General features: G+C 61.6%; 18 protein-coding genes. 15 read left to right on the top strand and 3 right to left on the bottom strand.

Going from position 1 to position 20,632, the window contains the following annotated elements; genetic code table 11:
• The first annotated feature begins 36 nt into the window (after nucleotides 1-36).
• The 14 genes from AC1Q6Y_RS11745 to AC1Q6Y_RS11810 all read left to right on the top strand — a co-directional run bounded on the left by AC1Q6Y_RS11745 (nucleotide 37) and on the right by AC1Q6Y_RS11810 (nucleotide 15,701).
• Nucleotides 37-1,659, top strand: a complete 1,623-nt coding sequence (locus AC1Q6Y_RS11745) for a methyl-accepting chemotaxis protein (protein WP_492587742.1) — start codon at nucleotides 37-39, stop codon at nucleotides 1,657-1,659.
• Nucleotides 1,659-2,195, top strand: coding sequence for a chemotaxis protein CheW (locus AC1Q6Y_RS11750; RefSeq protein WP_090453329.1), 537 nt, complete (start codon nucleotides 1,659-1,661; stop codon nucleotides 2,193-2,195). Before AC1Q6Y_RS11745 ends, AC1Q6Y_RS11750 begins: the two co-directional genes overlap by 1 nt.
• Complete coding sequence (locus AC1Q6Y_RS11755; protein ID WP_492624605.1) at nucleotides 2,192-3,469, top strand: CheR family methyltransferase; 1,278 nt, start codon at nucleotides 2,192-2,194, stop codon at nucleotides 3,467-3,469. Before AC1Q6Y_RS11750 ends, AC1Q6Y_RS11755 begins: the two co-directional genes overlap by 4 nt.
• Nucleotides 3,466-4,146 carry a chemotaxis protein CheW gene (locus AC1Q6Y_RS11760; RefSeq protein WP_492624606.1) on the top strand — a complete coding sequence of 227 codons (681 nt, stop codon included), beginning with the start codon at nucleotides 3,466-3,468 and terminating at the stop codon, nucleotides 4,144-4,146. Before AC1Q6Y_RS11755 ends, AC1Q6Y_RS11760 begins: the two co-directional genes overlap by 4 nt.
• A complete protein-coding gene (locus tag AC1Q6Y_RS11765; protein WP_492624607.1) occupies nucleotides 4,143-6,422 on the top strand; it encodes a hybrid sensor histidine kinase/response regulator in 2,280 nt (759 codons plus the stop codon). Before AC1Q6Y_RS11760 ends, AC1Q6Y_RS11765 begins: the two co-directional genes overlap by 4 nt.
• On the top strand, nucleotides 6,419-7,429 hold the full coding sequence (locus tag AC1Q6Y_RS11770; RefSeq protein WP_492624608.1) for a chemotaxis response regulator protein-glutamate methylesterase: 1,011 nt from the start codon (nucleotides 6,419-6,421) through the stop codon (nucleotides 7,427-7,429). The genes AC1Q6Y_RS11765 and AC1Q6Y_RS11770 overlap by 4 nt, the downstream gene beginning before the upstream one ends.
• A 48-nt stretch (nucleotides 7,430-7,477) precedes the next feature.
• Nucleotides 7,478-8,479: a response regulator gene (locus tag AC1Q6Y_RS11775; RefSeq protein ID WP_057716208.1), complete on the top strand. Its 1,002-nt coding sequence runs from the start codon at nucleotides 7,478-7,480 to the stop codon at nucleotides 8,477-8,479.
• 208 nt (nucleotides 8,480-8,687) lie between these two features.
• Nucleotides 8,688-9,783, top strand: a protein-coding gene (gene prfB / locus AC1Q6Y_RS11780; RefSeq protein ID WP_109790603.1) for a peptide chain release factor 2 whose coding sequence is annotated in 2 segments (ribosomal slippage) — nucleotides 8,688-8,759 and nucleotides 8,761-9,783 — 1,095 coding nt in all. Because the reading frame shifts where the segments join, the coding sequence is not laid out codon by codon here.
• A 114-nt stretch (nucleotides 9,784-9,897) separates the two neighbouring features.
• Nucleotides 9,898-11,400: a lysine--tRNA ligase gene (gene lysS, locus AC1Q6Y_RS11785; RefSeq protein ID WP_057716207.1), complete on the top strand. Its 1,503-nt coding sequence runs from the start codon at nucleotides 9,898-9,900 to the stop codon at nucleotides 11,398-11,400.
• Between the two features lie 98 nt (nucleotides 11,401-11,498).
• Nucleotides 11,499-12,215, top strand: coding sequence for a TetR/AcrR family transcriptional regulator (locus tag AC1Q6Y_RS11790; protein ID WP_174245502.1), 717 nt, complete (start codon nucleotides 11,499-11,501; stop codon nucleotides 12,213-12,215).
• Nucleotides 12,216-12,447: 232 nt separating this feature from the next.
• Nucleotides 12,448-13,002 carry a hypothetical protein gene (locus AC1Q6Y_RS11795; RefSeq protein ID WP_090453338.1) on the top strand — a complete coding sequence of 185 codons (555 nt, stop codon included), beginning with the start codon at nucleotides 12,448-12,450 and terminating at the stop codon, nucleotides 13,000-13,002.
• 32 nt (nucleotides 13,003-13,034) lie between these two features.
• Nucleotides 13,035-14,312: a flavohemoglobin expression-modulating QEGLA motif protein gene (locus AC1Q6Y_RS11800; RefSeq protein WP_057716204.1), complete on the top strand. Its 1,278-nt coding sequence runs from the start codon at nucleotides 13,035-13,037 to the stop codon at nucleotides 14,310-14,312.
• A gap of 148 nt (nucleotides 14,313-14,460) precedes the next feature.
• Nucleotides 14,461-15,375 (top strand): alpha/beta hydrolase, encoded by a 915-nt coding sequence (locus AC1Q6Y_RS11805; protein ID WP_218495024.1) that lies wholly within the window; start codon nucleotides 14,461-14,463, stop codon nucleotides 15,373-15,375.
• On the top strand, nucleotides 15,372-15,701 hold the full coding sequence (locus AC1Q6Y_RS11810; protein ID WP_057716202.1) for a PA3694 family proteiin: 330 nt from the start codon (nucleotides 15,372-15,374) through the stop codon (nucleotides 15,699-15,701). Before AC1Q6Y_RS11805 ends, AC1Q6Y_RS11810 begins: the two co-directional genes overlap by 4 nt.
• Nucleotides 15,702-15,839: 138 nt before the next feature.
• Here the strand turns inward: AC1Q6Y_RS11810 and lptF are convergent, their stop codons facing one another.
• The 3 genes from lptF to AC1Q6Y_RS11825 all read right to left on the bottom strand — a co-directional run bounded on the left by lptF (nucleotide 15,840) and on the right by AC1Q6Y_RS11825 (nucleotide 17,757).
• Entirely contained in the window at nucleotides 15,840-16,637 is a 798-nt protein-coding gene (gene lptF, locus AC1Q6Y_RS11815; protein ID WP_492624609.1) for a lipotoxin F family OmpA-related lipoprotein LptF, read from the bottom strand.
• A 45-nt stretch (nucleotides 16,638-16,682) separates the two neighbouring features.
• On the bottom strand, nucleotides 16,683-17,096 hold the full coding sequence (locus tag AC1Q6Y_RS11820) for a DUF4398 domain-containing protein (RefSeq protein WP_057716200.1): 414 nt from the start codon (nucleotides 17,094-17,096) through the stop codon (nucleotides 16,683-16,685).
• Between the two features lie 316 nt (nucleotides 17,097-17,412).
• Entirely contained in the window at nucleotides 17,413-17,757 is a 345-nt protein-coding gene (locus tag AC1Q6Y_RS11825) for a hypothetical protein (RefSeq protein ID WP_056721034.1), read from the bottom strand.
• Between the two features lie 202 nt (nucleotides 17,758-17,959).
• On the opposite strand from AC1Q6Y_RS11825, the gene ppc reads away from it, so the two are divergent.
• Nucleotides 17,960-20,590 carry a phosphoenolpyruvate carboxylase gene (ppc, locus tag AC1Q6Y_RS11830; protein ID WP_492624610.1) on the top strand — a complete coding sequence of 877 codons (2,631 nt, stop codon included), beginning with the start codon at nucleotides 17,960-17,962 and terminating at the stop codon, nucleotides 20,588-20,590.
• Nucleotides 20,591-20,632: the final 42 nt, after the last annotated feature.

Below are 20,632 nucleotides of genomic sequence, written 5' to 3' on the forward strand. Positions count from 1 at the left end.
ACTCCCCGCATTTCGAATCGGCTCCGAGGAATGACTGTGAAGAACTGGACGTTACGCCAACGCATTTTGGCGAGCTTTGCGGTAATTATCGCCATCATGTTGCTGATGGTGGTTGTCTCGTATTCGCGGCTGTTGAAGATCGAAAAAAGCGAGGCCAGCGTGCGTGAGGACGCTCTGCCAGGGTTGTATTACAGCTCGATGGTTCGTGGCGCGTGGTCCGACAGTTATGTACGCATTCAGGCCATGCTCGGCCTGGAGGAAGGGCAGAGCTTCACTGCCGAGGATGCCGCGAGCTTCAAGGGCTACGCCGAGCGGTTGAAAGAGCAGATGGACCTCTACCGTGGAACGATTGCCGACGAAGAAGACAGGGTCGAGTTCGCCGCGTTCGAAAAGCTTCATGAGGACTACCACCGGATTCTGGCCGCGGTGATCGAGTTGTATAAACGCAACCAGAACGCCGAGGCCGTCAACATGTTCAAGGGTGAACTGACCCCGACCTGGACAGCGGGTCGAATGAAGGTCAATGAAATCCTGCGCCACAACAAGTCTGTGGCGGACGCAGACATCGCGGCCATTGACGATGCAGTGCTCACCGCCAAAGTCATCATGGGTATTTCCCTGGTGATCGCGGTGCTGGCGGCCGCTCTCTGTGGTCTGTTGCTGATGCGCGCCATCATGGCGCCGATGAACCGCATCGTGAGAATCCTCGAAATCATGCGCACCGGCGACCTCAGCAGCCGCCTGAACCTGGAGCGCAAGGACGAATTCGGCGCGGTAGAGACCGGGTTCAACGACATGATGACCGAGCTCACTTCTCTGGTGTCCCAGGCCCAGCGCTCGTCGGTGCAGGTGACCACGTCGGTGACCGAGATCGCCGCGACGTCCAAGCAGCAACAAGCCACCGCCACCGAAACCGCCGCCACCACCACGGAAATCGGCGCGACCTCCCGTGAGATCGCCGCCACTTCCCGGGATCTGGTACGCACCATGACCGAGGTCTCCACCGCCGCCGATCAGGCTTCCGTGGCGGCCGGTTCCGGTCAGCAAGGCCTGGCACGCATGGAAGAAACCATGCACTCGGTGATGGGCGCGGCCGATCTGGTCAACGCCAAGCTGGCGATCCTCAACGAGAAGGCCGGCAACATCAATCAGGTGGTGGTGACCATCGTCAAGGTCGCCGACCAGACCAACCTGTTGTCGCTCAACGCCGCCATCGAGGCCGAGAAGGCCGGGGAATACGGACGCGGCTTTGCCGTGGTCGCCACCGAAGTGCGGCGCCTGGCGGACCAGACCGCTGTCGCCACCTACGACATCGAGCAAATGGTGCGCGAGATCCAGTCGGCGGTGTCGGCCGGGGTCATGGGCATGGACAAGTTTTCCGAAGAGGTGCGTCGCGGCATGTCCGAGGTGCAGCAGGTCGGCGAGCAGTTGTCGCAGATCATCCATCAGGTCCAGGCGCTGGCGCCGCGGGTGCTGATGGTCAACGAAGGCATGCAGGCCCAGGCCACCGGTGCCGAGCAGATCAACCATGCGCTGGTGCAGTTGGGTGATGCCAGCAGCCAGACGGTCGAGTCTCTGCGCCAGGCCAGTTTCGCCATCGATGAACTGAGCCAGGTGGCCGTCGGGCTGCGCAGCGGCGTTTCGCGATTCAAAGTCTGATGAGCGAAATCACGGCCAAACGCTCCGCCGTGAAGCAGGCGCTGCATGCCTTGTTTCTGGTGTTTCGCGTCGGCAACGAGCGCTATGCCTTGAAGGCTATCGAAGTGGCTGAAGTGCTGCCGCGCCTGCCGTTGAAGCCCATTCCCCATGCCCCCGCCTGGGTCGCCGGGGTGTTCGCCTATCGGGGCACCGTGGTGCCGGTGATCGACTTGAGCGCACTGACCTTTGGCATGCCCGCACAGGCCCGTACCAGCACGCGACTGGTGCTGGTCAACTATCGCCCGGATGAAACCGCCGAGACACAACTGCTCGGGCTGATTCTGGAACAGGCGACTGACACCTTGCGCTGCGATCCGGCGGATTTTCAGCCCTATGGCCTGGACAATCGCCAGACGCCTTACCTCGGGCCGGTGCGCAAGGACGAGCGGGGGTTGCTGCAATGGGTGCGGGTCGGCGATCTGCTGGACGATCAGGTGCGCGCATTGTTGTTTCCCTCGCCGCCAATGGATCCGGCACTGCTGCAGGAGCGGCCATGAACAGCGATCAGCGTTTTTTCGACTTTCTCAAGGAAACTATCGGACTCGACGTGACCTCGGTAGGGCCTGCGATCATCGAGCGAGCGGTGCGCCAGCGCAGCATCGTTTCGCAAGCAGTGTCGGCCGATGAGTATTGGCACACCTTGCAGGGCTCGCGGGACGAGCAGCAGGCCTTGATCGAGGCGGTGATCGTTCCGGAAACCTGGTTCTTCCGCTATCCGGAGTCCTTCGTCACCCTGGCGAAACTGGCAAGCAAGCGTCTGGCCGAGATCAACAACCTGCGCGCACTGCGAATTCTCAGCCTGCCATGCTCCACGGGCGAAGAACCGTACTCGATCGCCATGGCGTTGCTCGATGTCGGGCTCAAACCGCACCAGTTCAAGGTCGACGGCCTGGACGTCAGCCCGTTGTCAGTGGAAAAAGCCCGTCGGGCGTTGTACGGCAAGAATTCCTTTCGGGGTGACGACATTGCGTTTCGCGACCGTCATTTCATCGCCGAAGGCGAGAGCTATCGCCTCGATCAGCGGGTGCTCGAGCAAGTGCGCCTGCAGGTAGGCAATCTGCTGGATCCGGCCTTGCTGGCCGGTGAACCGCCATTCGATTTCGTGTTTTGTCGCAACCTGCTGATCTACTTCGACCAGCCGACCCAGAAGCTAGTCTTCGAAGTGCTCAAGTGCCTGACCCACGTTGACGGCGTGCTGTTTATCGGCCCGGCCGAAGGCGGTCTGCTGGGGCGTTTGGGGATGCGCTCGATTGGTATCGCGCAGTCCTTCGCGTTCAGTCGACAGGGAACTGCGGACCCTGATCCCTTGCCGACGTTCGTTCCTGCGCCATTGCCGGTGCCGCAACCGTTGCGCAATCCACCGCCTGCGCCAGTGCGCAGCCGTCCGTTTGCCCGGGTTGCGCCGCTGCGGCCTGCGCCTGCGCCTGCAACCTCCGGCTCCGACACTGCCGCGCTGCTGGCCAATATCGCCGTGCTGGCCGATGAAGGCAAAAGCGCCGAGGCGCGAGCAGCGTGTGAAAGCTACTTGCGCAGCCATGAGCCGGTGGCTCAGGTCTTTTATTGGTTGGGGCTGCTCAGCGATGTGGCTGGCAATACCCTTGAAGCACAGGGTTTTTACCGCAAGGCGTTGTACCTGGAACCGCAACATCCTGAAGCGTTGATGCACCTGGCCGGCTTGCTGCAGGCCCAGGGCGACGCGATGGGAGCCAGACGATTGCAGGAGCGTGCCGCCCGCAGCGCACGTTCCGTCGACAGTGAGCGTAAACGATGATCGCCTCCGATACCTTCAGCGTCACCCGGGATGCCCAGGCCATCGACGATTGCTGGAACCGCATTGGTATCCACGGTGACAAGTCCTGCCCGCTGCTCAGCGACCATATTCATTGCCGCAATTGTGCGGTGTATTCGGCGGCTGCCACACGCTTGCTCGATCGTTATGCATTGCAGCAGGAAGATCGCGGGACTGTGTCCGGCGCGGTCGAGAGCGAGGTGAAAACCCGCTCGCTGTTGATGTTCCGTCTGGGTGAAGAGTGGCTGGGGCTTGCGACCCGCAGCCTGGTCGAGGTGGCGCCGTTGCAAGCGATTCACTCGTTGCCGCATCAACGTTCCCGGGCCTTGCTCGGCGTGGCGAATGTACGCGGAGCGCTGGTTGCCTGCCTGTCGCTGGTGGAACTGCTCGGGCTCGACGGCGCCAGCAGCGTGGCCACCGGTGCACGGGTCATGCCACGCATGCTGATCATCGCCGCCGACGGCGGGCCGGTGGTGGTGCCCGTGGACGAAGTCGACGGGATTCACGCCATCGACGAGCACATCCTCGATACCGCATCGCGCTCAGGTGCTCAGGCCAGCGCCAAATACACCCGTGGCGTGTTGCAATTCAAAGGTCGCAGCCTGCGTTGGCTGGATGAAGAACAGCTGTTGTGCGCCGTGACCCGGAGCCTCACATGACCCCCGAGCAAATGCGCGACGCTTCGTTGCTTGAGCTGTTCAGCCTGGAGGCCGAAGCCCAGACCCAAGTCTTGAGTGCCGGCCTGCTGGCGCTTGAGCGCGACCCGACCCAGGCCGATCAACTTGAATCGTGCATGCGTGCCGCGCACTCGCTCAAGGGTGCGGCGCGGATCGTCGGTGTCGATGCCGGGGTCAGCGTCTCCCATGTGATGGAAGATTGTCTGGTCAGCGCCCAGGAAGGCCGCCTGTTGTTGCGCCCCGAGCATATCGATGCGTTGCTGCAAGGCACCGATCTGCTGATGCGCATCGCCACACCGAGCAACAACCCGGAAGTCGCGGACATCGAGGCCTATGTGGCGTTGATGGCGCGGTTGCTGGACCCGGCGGCCCCGCTGGTTGCGCCTGCCGCACCGGTGATGGCCGAACTTCATCTCGAAGCACCCGCGCCGAAGGTCGAGTCGCCGGCGCCTGTCGTCGAACCGCCATCGATGCCAGCTCCACGCAAGACCAAACGCACCACCGAAAACGGCGAACGTGTGCTGCGTGTCACCGCCGAGCGCCTGAACAGCCTGCTCGATCTGTCGAGCAAATCCCTGGTGGAAACCCTGCGGCTCAAACCGCACCTGGCGACCATGCAGCGACTCAAGCGCATGCAGAGCAACAGCCTGCGCGCACTGGAGAATCTCAATGTGCATCTCAAGGATCACGCCTTGAGCCTGGAGGCCCAGGAAGCCCTTGAGGATGCGCGGCGCTTGCTCGCGCAATCCCAGCAACTGCTCATGGAAAAGAACGCCGAACTCGACGAGTTCGCCTGGCATGCCAGCCAACGGGCGCAGGTGTTGTACGACACGGCGCTGGCCTGTCGCATGCGGCCCTTTGCCGATGTGCTGACCGGGCAAGTGCGGATGGTCCGGGATCTAGGGCGCGATCTGGGCAAACAGGTGCGCCTGGAAATTGAAGGCGAAAAGACCCAGGTCGATCGCGACGTACTGGAAAAGCTCGAAGCGCCGCTGACTCACCTGTTGCGCAACGCGGTCGACCACGGCATCGAAACCCCGGAGCAGCGCCTGCTGGCCGGCAAGCCGGCGGAAGGTTTGATTCGCCTGCGCGCGTCCCATCAGGCCGGTCTGCTGGTGCTTGAACTGAGCGACGACGGTAACGGCGTGGACCTGGAAAAGCTCCGTCGCAGCATCGTCGAACGAAATTTGTCCCTCGCGGAAACCGCCGCGCAGTTGAGCGAAGAGGAGTTGCTGACGTTCCTGTTCCTGCCCGGTTTCAGTCTGCGCGACAGGGTCACCGAGGTGTCCGGTCGCGGCGTCGGCCTGGATGCGGTGCAGCACATGGTCCGGCAGCTGCGCGGCGCGGTGGTGCTGGAGCAGACGGCGGGCGAGGGCAGTCGTTTCCACCTTGAGGTGCCGCTGACCCTGTCGGTGGTGCGCAGCCTGGTGGTGGAAGTCGGCGACGAAGCCTATGCCTTCCCGCTGGCGCACATTGAGCGCATGTGCGACCTGGAGCCGGCGGATATCGTGCAGGTCGAAGGGCGCCAGCATTTCTGGCACGAAGGCCGACATGTCGGTCTGGTGGCGGCCAGTCAGCTGTTGCAACGTCCGGCCAGCCAGAACAGCGGGCAAACCCTGAAGGTCGTGGTGATTCGCGAGCGCGATGCCATCTACGGCGTGGCCGTGGAGCGGTTCATCGGTGAGCGGACCTTGGTGGTGCTGCCGCTGGACGAGCGTCTGGGCAAGGTGCAGGACATTTCCGCCGGGGCCCTGCTCGACGACGGTTCGGTGGTGCTGATCGTCGATGTCGAAGACATGCTGCGTTCGGTGGAAAAACTGCTCAACACCGGTCGCCTGGAGCGCATTGCCCGTCACAGCAATCAGGTGGTCGAGGCGGCCCGCAAACGAATTCTGGTGGTGGATGATTCCCTGACCGTGCGAGAGTTGCAGCGCAAGCTGTTGCTCAATCGCGGCTATGACGTGGCGGTTGCGGTGGACGGCATGGATGGCTGGAACGCGCTGCGTTCGGAGGATTTCGATCTGCTGATCACCGACATTGATATGCCGCGCATGGACGGCATCGAACTGGTCACGCTGCTGCGTCGGGACAATCGCCTGCAATCGCTGCCGGTGATGGTGGTGTCCTACAAGGATCGTGAAGAGGACCGGCGCCGTGGACTGGATGCCGGGGCCGACTATTATCTAGCCAAGGCCAGTTTTCATGACGACGCCTTGCTCGATGCAGTGGTCGAGCTCATCGGAGGAGCGCGGGCATGAGGATCGCAATCGTCAATGACATGCCCATGGCGGTGGAGGCCCTGCGCCGCGCCCTGGCATTCGAGCCGGCTCACGAGGTGGTCTGGGTCGCCGGCAATGGTGCCGAGGCGGTTCGCCAGTGCGCGCTGGACACGCCGGACCTGATTCTGATGGACCTGATCATGCCGGTGATGGATGGCGTCGAGGCCACGCGGCGGATCATGGCCGAGACCCCGTGTGCCATCGTCATCGTCACCGTGGATCGCCAGCAGAACGTGCACCGGGTGTTCGAGGCCATGGGCCACGGTGCGCTGGACGTGGTCGACACCCCGGCCCTCGGTGCCGGCAATGCCCAGGAAGCGGCGGCGCCGTTGTTGCGCAAGATCTTGAACATCGTCTGGCTGATCGGCGACAAGGGTAACCGCCCGCGCTCGGCGTCGGCACCCTTGCGCTGTTCGGGCTCACGCCAGGGCCTGATCGCCATTGGCTCATCCGCCGGTGGGCCGGCAGCGCTGGAAGCCTTGCTCAAGGGGCTGCCGCGTGATTTCTCTCCGGCCATCGTGCTGGTGCAACACGTTGACCAGGTGTTTGCCGCCGGCATGGCTGAATGGCTCGGCACTGCCAGCGGCCTTGATGTGCGCCTGGCCCAGGAGGGCGAGCCGCCGCAAAGCGGCACGGTATTGCTGGCCGGCACCAATCACCATATTCGCTTGTTGAAAAACGGCACGCTGGCCTACACCGCCGAACCGGTCAACGAGATCTACCGGCCCTCCATCGATGTGTTCTTCGAGAGCGTGGCCAATAACTGGAGCGGTGATGCCGTGGGGGTTTTGCTCACCGGCATGGGGCGTGATGGCGCCCAAGGGCTTAAACTCATGCGCCAACAGGGCTACCTGACCATCGCACAAGACCAAAACAGCAGTGCGGTGTACGGCATGCCGAAGGCGGCCGCAGCCATCGACGCTGCCGTGGAGATTCGCCCGCTGGACAAGATAGCGCCACGATTGCTGGAGATTTTCGCCAAATGAGCACCTTTTCCCTCATTCCTGGCTCAGGTAGTACTCAGGTGACCGCACATGACTGAATTACAGCTCGACGACTTCAAGACCGACGAAAACGCCGCCATGGTGTTGCTGGTGGACGATCAGGCCATGATCGGCGAAGCCGTGCGTCGCGGCCTGTCGAACGAAGAGAACATTGATTTCCACTTCTGCTCCGACCCGCACCAGGCCATCGCCCACGCTGTGCGCATCAAGCCGACAGTGATCCTGCAGGATCTGGTCATGCCCGGTCTTGACGGTCTGAGCCTGGTGCGCGAATACCGCAATCACCCGGCGACCAAGGACATTCCGATCATCGTTCTGTCGACCAAGGAAGATCCGCTGATCAAGAGCGCGGCCTTTGCGGCCGGGGCCAACGATTATCTGGTCAAGCTGCCGGACAATATCGAACTGGTCGCGCGCATCCGCTATCACTCGCGCTCCTACATGACCCTGCTGCAACGGGATGCGGCGTACCGCGCGTTGCGGGTCAGCCAGCAGCAACTGCTCGACACCAACCTGGTGCTGCAACGCCTGATGAACTCCGATGGCCTGACAGGGTTGTCGAACCGTCGGCACTTCGATGAATACCTGGAACTGGAGTGGCGCCGTTCGCTGCGTGAGCAGAGCCAGTTGTCGTTGCTGATGATCGATGTCGACTACTTCAAGGCCTACAACGACAGCTTCGGCCACCTGGAAGGCGATGAAGCCCTGCGCAAGGTCGCCGCGGCGATCAAGGACGCCAGTGCCCGGCCTTCGGACCTCCCGGCCCGCTACGGCGGCGAAGAGTTCGCCCTGGTGCTGCCCAACACCTCCCAGGGCGGTGCACGTTTGGTGGCCGAGAAGCTGCGCCAGACCGTGGCAGCCCTGAAGATCCCGCACAACTCGCCGGCCGAAGGTTCGAGCCTGACCATCAGCATCGGCCTGTCGACTATTACCCCGAAAGCGGGCAGCAACTGCCGCGACCTGATCCTGGCGGCGGACAAGGGGCTGTATTCGGCGAAGAACAATGGGCGCAATCAGGTGGGCATCGGCTGAAGAGCCTCCCCCCTGTAGGAGCGAGCCTGCTCGCGATGAACGTTAACGATGACGATGGCTATCTGAATAAACGCAGTGCCTGAGCGTTTCTCGCGAGCAAGCTCGCTCCTACAAGGGCTTGGCTTTTCGGCCAGGCGGACTGCCGTTTTCGGCTGTTTCCCGGTATACTCGCCGGCTTTCAAAAGTTCGCCAACGAGTGCTGCCCGTCATGGAAATCAACCCGATCCTGAACACCATCAAGGACCTGTCCGAGCGCTCCGAAACTATTCGGGGGTATCTTTGACTACGATCAAAAGCATGAGCGACTGACCGAAGTCAATCGCGAGCTTGAAGATCCGAGTGTCTGGAACAAACCTGAATACGCCCAGGAACTGGGCCGCGAGCGCGCTGCGCTGGCGCAGATCGTCGATACCCTGGACGAGCTGAACACCGGTCTGGCCGATTGCCGCGACCTGCTGGACATGGCCGTCGAAGAGAACGACGAAGGCGCAGTGGGCGATGTCGTCGCCGAGCTGGCCCGTCTCGAGGAAAGTCTGGCCAAGCTGGAATTCCGCCGCATGTTCAGCCACGAAATGGACCCGAACAATGCCTACCTGGACATCCAGGCCGGTTCCGGCGGCACCGAAGCCCAGGACTGGGCCAACATTCTGCTGCGCATGTACCTGCGCTGGGCCGACAAGCGCGGCTTCGACGCGACCATCATGGAACTGTCCGCCGGTGAAGTCGCCGGGATCAAGGGCGCGACCGTGCACATCAAGGGCGAATACGCGTTTGGCTGGTTGCGGACCGAAATCGGTGTGCACCGTCTGGTGCGCAAGAGCCCGTTCGACTCCGGCAACCGTCGCCACACCTCGTTTTCCGCGGTTTTCGTCTCGCCAGAGATCGATGACAAGGTGGAAATCGAAATCAACCCGGCAGACCTGCGAATCGACACCTATCGTTCCTCCGGTGCCGGTGGTCAGCACGTAAACACCACCGACTCGGCCGTACGTATCACCCACGTACCGACCAACACCGTGGTCAGCTGCCAGAACGAACGTTCCCAGCACGCCAACAAGGACACCGCCATGAAAATGCTGCGGGCCAAGTTGTACGAGCAGGAAATGCAGAAGCGCAACGCGGCGTCCCAGGCGCTGGAAGACACCAAGTCCGATATCGGCTGGGGTCATCAGATCCGTTCGTACGTGCTCGATGCCTCGCGGATCAAGGATCTGCGCACCAACATCGAGCGCAGCGACTGCGACAAGGTGCTCGACGGCGACATCGACGAATACCTGGAAGCGAGCCTGAAGTCCGGGCTGTAAGCAATGCAATACAGGATCGGCTGACCCGGCGCGATCCTTGTAGGAGCCAGCTTGCTGGCGATCCCCAGGCCGCAGGCCTGGGGGCAACGAACCTGTGATGGAATATTTAAAGACATGAGCGACCTAGAACTCGACCCGCAAGCCCTGCAACAGGAAGAAAACTCCCTGATCGCCCTGCGCAAGGAAAAGCTTGCTGCCGAGCGCGCCAAGGGCAATGCCTTCCCGAACGACTTCCGCCGCGAAAACTACTGCGAACAACTGCAGAAACAGTACGCGGACAAGACCAAGGAAGAGCTGGCAGAGGCTGCGATCCCGGTCAAGGTTGCCGGTCGTATCATGCTCAACCGTGGCTCGTTCATGGTGATCCAGGACATGACCGGTCGTATCCAGGTCTACGTCAACCGCAAAACCCTGTCCGAAGAGACCCTGGCCGCGGTGAAAACCTGGGACATGGGCGACATCATTGCCGCCGAAGGCACCCTGGCCCGTTCCGGCAAGGGCGACCTGTACGTCGAAATGACCAGCGTGCGCCTGCTGACCAAATCCCTGCGCCCGCTGCCGGACAAGCACCACGGCCTGACCGACACCGAACAGCGCTACCGCCAGCGTTACGTCGACCTGATCGTCAACGAAGACGTGCGCCAGACGTTCCGCGTGCGTTCGCAAGTCATCGCCCACATCCGCAGCTTCCTGATGAAGCGTGACTTCCTGGAAGTGGAAACGCCGATGCTGCAGACCATTCCTGGCGGCGCGGCAGCCAAGCCGTTCGAAACCCACCACAATGCGCTGGACATGGGCATGTTCCTGCGTATCGCGCCGGAGCTGTACCTCAAGCGTCTGGTTGTTGGCGGGTTCGAGAAAGTGTTCGAGATCAACCGCAACTTCCGTAACGAAGGCGTTTCGACTCGTCACAACCCTGAATTCACCATGTTGGAGTTCTACCAGGCCTACGCCGACTACGAAGACAACATGGACCTGACCGAAGAACTGTTCCGCGAACTGGCGCAGCTGGTTCTGGGCAGCACCGACGTGCCGTACGGCGACAAGGTGTTCCACTTCGGCGAGCCGTTCGTGCGTCTGTCGGTGTTCGACTCGATCCTCAAGTACAACCCTGAGCTGACCGCCGATGATCTGAACGACATCGACAAGGCTCGCGCCATCGCCAAGAAGGCCGGCGCCAAGGTGCTGGGCTTCGAAGGCCTGGGCAAGCTGCAGGTGATGATTTTCGAAGAACTGGTCGAGCACAAGCTGGAGCAGCCGCACTTCATTACCCAGTACCCGTTCGAAGTGTCGCCGCTGGCCCGTCGTAACGACGACAACCCGAACGTCACCGACCGTTTCGAACTGTTCATCGGTGGTCGTGAAATCGCCAACGCCTACTCCGAGTTGAACGACGCGGAAGACCAGGCCGAGCGCTTCATGGCCCAGGTGGCCGACAAGGACGCCGGCGACGACGAAGCCATGCACTACGACGCCGACTTCGTTCGTGCGCTGGAGTACGGCATGCCGCCAACGGCGGGTGAAGGCATCGGTATCGACCGTCTGGTGATGCTGCTGACCAACTCCCCGTCGATCCGCGACGTGATCCTGTTCCCGCACATGCGGCCGCAAGCGTAAGTGTTTCAAATAAAAAGCCGCCTTTGAGGCGGCTTTTTATTGCCTGTCTGGTACAAACGTATCAACTTGTTAGTTTCATCTGAGAGGAAATACCTGTCGTGATTCGTGCAATGGCTCAAGAAGGTGCAGCGGGTATCGCCACTGCGGTCGCTGAAAGCGTTCAGTACCAGGGTCGCAAGGCCAGCCGACAGGGCAGTGAACAGCGACGACAGGACATTCTCGACGCCGCCATGCGCATTGTCGTGCGTGACGGCGTGCGTGCCGTCCGACACCGCGCGGTGGCCGCCGAGGCGCAAGTGCCGTTGTCGGCGACCACTTACTATTTCAAGGATATCGATGACCTGCTCACCGATACCTTCGCCCAATACGTGGAACGCAGTGCGGCGTACATGGGCAAGCTGTGGGTGAACAACGAGGGCCTGCTGCGCGACATGATCGCCAGTGGCGATGGCAGCCCGCAGGCACGCTCGAAACTGGCGGACGACATTGCACGGCTGATGACCGATTACGTTCACCGGCAATTGGTCAATCGTCGCGAACATTTGATGGCCGAGCAGGCGTTCCGTCAGGAGGCGTTGCTCAACCCGCGCCTGGCCGAACTGGTGCGCTCGCATCAGCAAATCCTGTTGCAGGGCTCTTGCCAGCTGTTCCAGGTATTGGGCTCGCGCGAGCCGCATCAGGATGCCAAGGTGTTGACGGCGATTATCGGCCGGATGGAATATCAGGGCCTGCTCAACGTAGACGAGCCTGCCGCCGAAGAGGAAATGCTCGGCATCCTGACGCGCTACATGCACCTGGTGCTGGCGTCGGTGTAGTCCGGCTGGCTCTTCACCCTGTGGGAGCGAGCTTTTGTGGCGAGGGGGCTTGCCCCCGTTGGGTGGCAAAGCCACCCCAAAATCTGCGGCCGCGGTGAGACAGTCAGTTCAGATGCGCAGGTTTTACGACTGCTTCGCAGCCGAACGGGGGCAAGCCCCCTCACCACACAAGCTTGCTCCCACAGGGGAAGGTGTCCACTTCAGGGCGGCGTATGTTCATAGGGAGTATTGAATGAAAGCCTGGCGTGTCGTTGTGATCGCCTTGTCGTTCCTGCTGCTCAGTGGCTGTCTGGTGACCTTCAAGGAACCGCTGCCCACGAGCGAGCCCGCGCCCAAAGGGTTGCTCGGCAAGTGGACCAGCACCAGCGCCTGGGGCGAGCCCGTCAATCTGGAGTTGACCCGCATCGCCGACAATCGCTACCAGGCCGTCAGCTACTTCAAGGCCAAACCCAAAGAGCGTGAAGCCTACCCCTTCACCGTATCGCGCCATGGCAACCGTTGGTACTTGTCGGCGAAGGTGCCGGCGCAGTTCGGCGGGTATTTCATCATCGGCGGCTTCGAGCTGACCGACCAGCGTGAACTGGTGCTGTACAACCTCGACCCCGAACAGATCAACCAGGCGCTGAAGCAAAACGCCCTGAGCGGAGAAGCGTTTCAGACTGACGACGGCGCAGGCGTGCTGATCAACAGCTCCATGGATCAAGTCGCCGCCTACCTCGACGACCCGGCCAATTCCGATGTGTTCGTCGAAGCCGTACGCTACCAGCGTCAGGCCAAAGCCAAATAAGCAGCACAATCAGGTTTCTACAGGAGTTTCGGGTGGACGATTACCAACAGTCGATACGCATTTTGTCCGATCGCATCGTGCTGGCGCAGACGCCGATCCGCGTCCTCGATGCGGTCAAGTGGGACGACAACATTCGTAAGGGCTTCCTCAAGGCCAAAGGCAAGGAAATGCCGGCGGTGGACCGCGACTACTACCTCAACCGGCCGCTGGCGTTCGATTCCAGCAAAGTGAAGCTGGAGTTCCAGAACATCGAGCGCGACATCACCCGCCAGCTCGGCCAGTTCAACCCGGTCGGCCAGATCATGCGTCGCATGTGCAAGGAATACCGCATGGTGGTGCGCATGCTCGAAGCGCGCGGCACCGAGGATTTCGGCCTGATCTCGCAGGAATTGTATGGTGCCGCCTCCGATGCGTTCCACGCCGGCGACCCGACGCTGTCCGACCTGGGCATGATGTTGTCCGAATACCTGAACAACATCGACGGCCGCGGCGACCTCAAGGATGAGCCGAAGACGCTGACGGCCAAGGATGCGGTCGACCTGTTGCAGCATCGCTTGAACAAGGTATTTGGCGAAGCCGAGGAAACCATCCGGGTGTTCGAGTCCGACGGCATCGTCGCCGATGCGGCGGCCGGCGCCGACTACATCAAGATCCGCTCCGATGCGATGTTCAATCAGCGCGATGTGCGCGCCCTGGAGGTCCACGAAGGGCTGGTGCATGTCGGCACCACCCTCAACGGTCTGAACCAGCCGATTTGCACCTTCCTCTCCAAGGGGCCGCCCTCGTCGACGGTGACCCAGGAAGGCCTGGCGATCCTGATGGAAATCATCACCTTCGCCTCGTACCCCAGTCGCCTGCGCAAACTGACCAACCGCACGCGGGCCATTCATATGGTGGAGGAGGGTGCCGACTTCCTGCAGGTGTTCGAGTTCTTCCGCGAGCAAGGCTTCGAAATGCCCGAGAGCTACAGCAACGCCAGTCGCGTTTTCCGCGGCTCGGTGCCGACAGGTCTGCCATTTACCAAAGACTTGTCCTACCTCAAGGGCTTCATCATGATTTACAACTACATTCAACTGGCCGTGCGTAAAGGCAAGCTGGAGCAGATACCGCTGTTGTTCTGCGGCAAGACCACCCTGGAAGACATGCGTACCTTGCGCCAGTTGGTGGATGAAGGTCTGGTGGTTCCGCCCAAGTACCTGCCGGAACAGTTCCGCGACATGAACGCGCTGTCGGCGTGGATGTGCTTCTCCAACTTCCTCAACCACCTGAGCCTGGACCGGATCGAGGCGGATTACTCCAACATCCTTTAAGGATCACGCGGACTCAATGTGGGAGCGGGCTTGCTCGCGAAAGCGGTGTATCAGATAGCAGAGATGGTGAATGTCAGTCCGCATTCGCGAGCAAGCCCGCTCCCACATTGGGTCGTATTCCAATCCCATTTTCGCGAGGTTTCACCGGATGAGAATCCTCGGCATCGTCTGCCTTCTCCTGGCCCTGAACGGCTGCAGTTCGCTGCTGTTCTACCCCGAACCCGGCCAGTTGTTCACGCCGGAAAAGGCCGGGCTCGAATACCGCACCGTCACCTTGAACACCGCCGATGGCCTCAAGCTGAACGCGTGGTGGCTGCCGGTGAAGCAGGGTGTCGAGGTCAAAGGCACGGTGCTGCACCTGCACGGTAACGGCGGCAATCTGCCAATGCATCTGGGCGGGAGTTGGTGGTTGCCGGAACAGGGCTATCAAGTGCTGCTGGTGGACTATCGCGGTTATGGCTTGTCCGAAGGCAAACCTAGCCTGCCGGCGATCTATCAGGACATCGATGCGGCGTTCAAATGGCTCGACCAGGCCCCCGAGGTCAAGGGCAAGCCGCTGATCCTGCTCGGCCAAAGCCTTGGCGGTTCGATGGCTGTTCACTACCTCGTTCAACACCCCGAGCGGCAGAAACAACTCAAGGCTTTTGTCCTCGACGGCGTGCCCGCCAGTTATCGCAGTGTCGGCCGGTATGCGCTGAGTAATTCATGGGTGTTCTGGACGTTCCAGGTGCCGCTGTCGTGGCTGGTGCCGGACGGCGACAGCGCGATCAACTCCATGACGCAACTCAAGGACGTGCCGAAACTGATCTACCACAGCATCGACGATCCGATCGTGCCTCTTTCCAACGGCATCCGACTGTATCAAGCTGCGCCGCCGCCGCGGGTGCTGCAACTGACCCGTGGCGGTCATGTGCAGACGTTCGCCGACCCGGTCTGGCGCAAGGTCATGCTGCGTTATCTCGATGACCCGCAACATTTCAACGGCCTGCGCCGCCTGGGTGAAATCCCCAATTACCCGGCGCCCCCGAATTCAGAAGATGAACCACCAGAGAGTCCGCAATGAGTGAAGAACGCAACGCCATCCCGCTGATCATCACCGGTATCTGCAGCATCCTCGGCACCGTCGGTGCCCTGTGGTGGTACGGCTACCTGCACTTCGCCAAGCCCGAGGATGCGTTGCTGCTCAGCGACTTCACCATGCTCAAGACCGTGCCGGGCGAGGACTACAAGGTTTCCCTGGCGCCGGCGGCCCAAGTGGCCCAGTGCATCGATGGCGTGCTGGTGCTGTTCGACACCGAACAGAAAGGCCTGACCGGCGTGCTGGTCGACAGCAAGAAAAAAGCCGTGCGCTGCATGGGGCAGGAGACGCCGCAGAAGCTGGAGCAGTAACGCGATTCTGGCTGGCAATAAAGAACCAATGTGGGAGTGAGCTTGCTCGCGATGGCGGTGTAGCAGTCAACATGGATGTTGAATGTTATGGCCTCATCGCGAGCAAGCTCGCTCCCACAGGTTTTGCATTGAGGCAAATTACTGGGTGTAAGAGCTAACCGCCGAACGCGGAATCACCGGTTGGTTATCGTTGGAAATCGTCACCTCCACCCGACGGTTCATCGCCCGGCCCGATGTACTGCTGTTATCCGCCACCGGATATTCCTTGCCGTAACCCTGGGCGACAATACGCGCAGGATCAACACCCATCTTCACCAGTGCCGCACGCACGGAACCCGCGCGACGTTCCGACAGCGACTGGTTGTGCGACGCCGTACCGGTGCTGTCGGTATAGCCCTCGACAATCACTTTGCGCTCGGGGTTTTCCTGTAGGTACTGGGCCAGTTTGTTGATGTTCGCCAGACCGTTGGATTTCAGCTCGGCCTTGTCGGTGGCGAACAGCACATCACCGAAGGTCACCAGTGTCCCGCGATCGGTCTGCCTGGCGTTGAGGCTGTCCTTCAACTGTTTGATCTGCTGATCACGGGCATCGAGGCGCGCCTGAGCCCGTTGCGCCGAGGCATCTTTCAGGCTGGCCTCGGCGGTGCGCAGGGCGATGGTCTGCTTGGCCACTTCGACGCGCTGGTTGGTCAAATAGGCAAGCTGGTCGACCGTGGCCACGTCCTCCTTGTCCCTGTAGGCCCTATCGGCCTTGTCCAGATAGTCGCTGGCTTCCTTGGTTTCCAGGGCCGCAACCTTGGCCGCTTGCGGATCGGTTTGCAGGCCGGTGTAGTTGGTGCGGGCCTGTTCGAGGTTGGCGTTCGGTGGTGTGGAGCAGGCTGCCAGGGTTACGGTGACAGCCAGCAGGGCAGGGATCATCAATTGATTGGATTTCATGATTTCGTCCTTTTAGTCGAGTGGGAATGCGTGGTGCCGCGCCGCTTACTGAACGGTGCGCTGGCTTTCCTGACGCAATTCCTGAACGCCTTTCTGCGCGTCCTTCACTGATTGTTCGGCCTTCATCGCCTGGGCCTTGCGCTCGGCCACGCGAGCGTCCCACTCGGCCTGTTCGGCGAGCATCCGGGCCTGGTCGTATTTTTTGTCGTGCATGGCGATTTCGGCTTGCTTGAGCTTGTCCTGGGCCGACTTCATTTCCACGGCGGCGAACTCGGTGCCGCCGGCGCTCACGGCGTCGTTGACGGCCGATTGGGTGACCGCGTACTGCTCGGTCGGCGGGTTACCGGCGCAGCCGGCCAGGACCAGGCTGCTGCCCAGGGCCAACGCCGCCAGTTTGAGGCTACGCGAACAGGTGAATGAGGGGCTTCCGATTCGGGTTTTCATGGTCTTCAACTCCATTGGGCCAGTTCCTGAAAAACGTCGAAGTCCACCCTGGGCAGGGCGCTGAAACCATCAATTGCGGGGTATTTTGAAACGCTCGTCCCAGGCGTGGTTACTTGGGTTGACCCGAGGCTTTTTTTGAAAGTTCAGAGAAATTAGTCAGCTATTGAAAAAACCGTGAACGAATCGACAGGGCTCTAAATCGCATACTTGTGGGAGCGAGCCTGCTCGCGATGGACTTCACTACGCCGCGTTTAATCAGTCATCACGCGGTTTCGTTAACGCCCATCGCGAGCAGGCTCGCTCCCACATAGGGAGGAGTGCGGGGAGTAAATCAGTGTTTCTGTTTGTCCTCAGGCACCGACAAATCGTGCAAATGCCGACGGGACAGCGCCAGAAAGCGCGGGGTCGGCCCAATGTCTTCGTACAGCGGATCGCCTTCTTCATCGGTGGCGACCACGGTTGTGCCCTTGACGTACGGGAAGCTTCTTTCCAGCTCTTCCAGTGCGGCGCCGATCAGATCGCCGAGCAGTTCTTCAGGATGCCGCTTGGGATACATCTCGACGAGCGCGGCCAGGCGTGCGGCAGACTCCACGTCCAGATGAATCGAGTAGCCGGTGTCGGTCAGGCGACCCTTGGCGTTTTCTTCCCAGTGGTGGGCAAGCTCGCGGATTTTCATATTGACCTCATTGCGCTCCCGCTCGTGGCAGGCAGAGTGAGTGTCCGGCATTGGCCGGCGACAACCGTTGTACGGCTTACCGTTCAGACTAGCCTCAACAGGCAAGGTTTACAGTCCCTTCGTCGTCTTGCTTGTAAGAACCTGTCTGGGGCGGCACTCTCTTGTTTCTTAGCCGCCCGGATTTTTTGCTGGAGACCTGCTGATGACCGATATTGATGCACGCTTGCGCGAGGACGTTCACCTGTTGGGTGAGCTGTTGGGCAACACCATTCGTGAACAATATGGCGACGGTTTTCTCGACAAGATCGAGCAGATCCGCAAAGGCGCCAAGGCTGACCGGCGCGGCTCCATGGACGCCGAGCTCAGCGCCAGCCTCAACCAGTTGACCGAAGACGAGTTGCTGCCGGTGGCGCGGGCGTTCAACCAGTTCCTCAACCTGGCCAACATCGCCGAGCAATATCAGTTGATTCACCGTCGCGAGGAATCCCGGGAGGCGCCGTTCGAAGCCCGGGTGCTGCCGGAGTTGCTCGCGCGCCTGCGCGCCGAAGGGCATGCCGCCGACGCGTTGGCCCGGCAACTGGGTCGGCTGGAGATCGAGCTGGTACTCACGGCGCACCCTACCGAAGTTGCACGCCGCACACTGATCCAGAAGTACGACGCCATCGCCGCGCAACTGGCGGCTCAGGATCACCGTGATCTGACCAGTACCGAGCGCGAGCAGATCAAGACCACCTTGCAACGCCTGATCGCCGAAGCCTGGCACACCGAGGAGATCCGCCGCACGCGCCCGACGCCGGTGGACGAAGCCAAGTGGGGTTTCGCGGTGATCGAGCATTCGCTGTGGCAAGCAATTCCCAATTATCTGCGCAAGGCCGATCAGGCCCTGTACGCCGCCACCGGCCTGCGTCTGCCACTGGAGGCAGCACCGATTCGCTTTGCCTCGTGGATGGGCGGCGACCGCGACGGCAACCCGAACGTGACGGCGGCGGTGACCCGAGAGGTTTTACTGTTGGCGCGCTGGATGGCGGCCGATTTGTACCTGCGCGATGTCGATCGCCTGGCCGCTGAGCTGTCGATGCAGCAGGCCAGCGATGAATTGAAAGCCAGGGCGGGAGACAGCGCCGAGCCGTACCGGGCAGTGCTCAAACACCTGCGCGAACGCCTGCGGGCAACGCGTAACTGGGCACATGCCGCCTTGTCGACGTCCGCGCCGGCACCGATCGATGTGCTGCAGGACAACCGCGAACTGCTCGATCCACTGGAGCTTTGCTACCACTCCCTGCACGAGTGCGGCATGGGCGTGATCGCCGATGGGCCGTTGCTCGATTGCCTGCGTCGGGCAGTGACATTCGGTCTGTTCCTGGTTCGTCTGGATGTGCGCCAGGACTCGTCGCGGCACACCGCCGCGATGACCGAAATCACCGACTATCTTGGCCTGGGGCGCTACGAAGACTGGAGCGAGGAGGAGCGCATCGCCTTCCTGATGCGCGAATTGAGCAATCGTCGGCCCTTGTTGCCGAACTACTTCAAACCTTGCGCCGACACCGCCGAGGTGCTGGCGACCTGCCGGGAAATCGCCGCTGCGCCGCCTGCATCCCTCGGTTCCTATGTGATTTCCATGGCCGGTGCGGCTTCCGATGTACTCGCCGTGCAATTGCTGCTCAAAGAGTCCGGCGTGTTGCGGCCGATGCGTGTGGTGCCACTGTTCGAAACCCTGGCCGACCTCGACAACGCAGGTCCGGTGATCGAGAAGCTGCTGCTGTTGCCGGGCTATCGCGCACGCCTGCAAGGGCCGCAGGAAGTGATGATCGGCTACTCGGATTCGGCCAAGGACGCCGGCACCACCGCGGCGGCCTGGGCGCAGTACCGGGCGCAGGAGCGACTGGTGGATATCTGCCGCTCGCACGACGTCGAGCTGCTGTTGTTCCACGGTCGCGGCGGCACGGTGGGGCGTGGCGGCGGCCCGGCCCACGCGGCGATCCTGTCGCAGCCACCGGGTTCGGTGGCGGGGCGTTTCCGCACCACCGAACAGGGCGAAATGATTCGATTCAAATTCGGCCTGCCGGACATCGCCGAGCAAAACCTCAATCTGTACCTGGCCGCCGTGCTTGAGGCGACCTTGCTGCCTCCGCCGCCACCTACGCCCGAGTGGCGCCATTTGATGGACGAACTGGCTGCGGATGGTGTCAGCGCCTACCGCGCCGTGGTGCGGGAAAACCCGCAGTTCGTGGAGTACTTCCGCCAGTCCACGCCGGAGCAGGAGCTCGGCCGTTTGCCGCTGGGCAGTCGTCCGGCCAAGCGCCGGGCCGGGGGGATCGAAAGCCTGCGGGCGATCCCATGGATTTTCGGCTGGACCCAGACGCGCCTGATGCTGCCGGCCTGGCTGGGTTGGGAAGCGGCCCTGAGCAAGGCGCTGGAGCGTGGCGAAGGCGAACTGCTGGGGCAAATGCGCGAGCAGTGGCCGTTCTTCCGCACCCGCATCGACATGCTGGAAATGGTCCTGGCCAAGGCCGATGCCGACATTGCACAGTCCTACGATGAGCGTCTGGTAGAGCCGAATCTGTTGCCATTGGGTGCGTACTTACGCGACCTATTGTCGCAGGCGTGCACCATCGTTCTCGGCCTGACCGGGCAGTCGCAGCTACTGGCACATAGCCCAGCGACCCTTGAGTTCATCCGCTTGCGCAACACCTACCTCGACCCGCTTCATCTATTACAGGCCGAGTTGCTGGCCCGTTCAAGAGTGCAGGACGTGGTGCAGGGCAGCCCGGTAGAACAGGCCTTGCTGGTGTCTGTGGCGGGGATTGCCGCCGGTTTGCGCAACACCGGCTAAGGTCTTTGCCATGGGGTCAGGCGTCCGGCAGGTGAGCCGGAT

Source organism: Pseudomonas sp. GW823-FHT06E10 (genome assembly GCF_058794995.1).

What these genes read in the sequence shown, in the direction of transcription:
- AC1Q6Y_RS11750 (WP_090453329.1), top strand. Translation starts at nt 1,659, where the DNA reads ATGAGCGAAATCACGGCCAAACGCTCCGCCGTGAAGCAGGCGCTGCAT.
- AC1Q6Y_RS11755 (WP_492624605.1), top strand. Translation starts at nt 2,192, where the DNA reads ATGAACAGCGATCAGCGTTTTTTCGACTTTCTCAAGGAAACTATCGGA.
- AC1Q6Y_RS11760 (WP_492624606.1), top strand. Translation starts at nt 3,466, where the DNA reads ATGATCGCCTCCGATACCTTCAGCGTCACCCGGGATGCCCAGGCCATC.
- AC1Q6Y_RS11765 (WP_492624607.1), top strand. Translation starts at nt 4,143, where the DNA reads ATGACCCCCGAGCAAATGCGCGACGCTTCGTTGCTTGAGCTGTTCAGC.
- AC1Q6Y_RS11770 (WP_492624608.1), top strand. Translation starts at nt 6,419, where the DNA reads ATGAGGATCGCAATCGTCAATGACATGCCCATGGCGGTGGAGGCCCTG.
- AC1Q6Y_RS11775 (WP_057716208.1), top strand. Translation starts at nt 7,478, where the DNA reads ATGACTGAATTACAGCTCGACGACTTCAAGACCGACGAAAACGCCGCC.
- lysS (WP_057716207.1), top strand. Translation starts at nt 9,898, where the DNA reads ATGAGCGACCTAGAACTCGACCCGCAAGCCCTGCAACAGGAAGAAAAC.
- AC1Q6Y_RS11795 (WP_090453338.1), top strand. Translation starts at nt 12,448, where the DNA reads ATGAAAGCCTGGCGTGTCGTTGTGATCGCCTTGTCGTTCCTGCTGCTC.
- AC1Q6Y_RS11805 (WP_218495024.1), top strand. Translation starts at nt 14,461, where the DNA reads ATGAGAATCCTCGGCATCGTCTGCCTTCTCCTGGCCCTGAACGGCTGC.
- AC1Q6Y_RS11810 (WP_057716202.1), top strand. Translation starts at nt 15,372, where the DNA reads ATGAGTGAAGAACGCAACGCCATCCCGCTGATCATCACCGGTATCTGC.
- lptF (WP_492624609.1), bottom strand. Translation starts at nt 16,637, where the DNA reads ATGAAATCCAATCAATTGATGATCCCTGCCCTGCTGGCTGTCACCGTA.
- AC1Q6Y_RS11820 (WP_057716200.1), bottom strand. Translation starts at nt 17,096, where the DNA reads ATGGAGTTGAAGACCATGAAAACCCGAATCGGAAGCCCCTCATTCACC.
- AC1Q6Y_RS11825 (WP_056721034.1), bottom strand. Translation starts at nt 17,757, where the DNA reads ATGAAAATCCGCGAGCTTGCCCACCACTGGGAAGAAAACGCCAAGGGT.
- ppc (WP_492624610.1), top strand. Translation starts at nt 17,960, where the DNA reads ATGACCGATATTGATGCACGCTTGCGCGAGGACGTTCACCTGTTGGGT.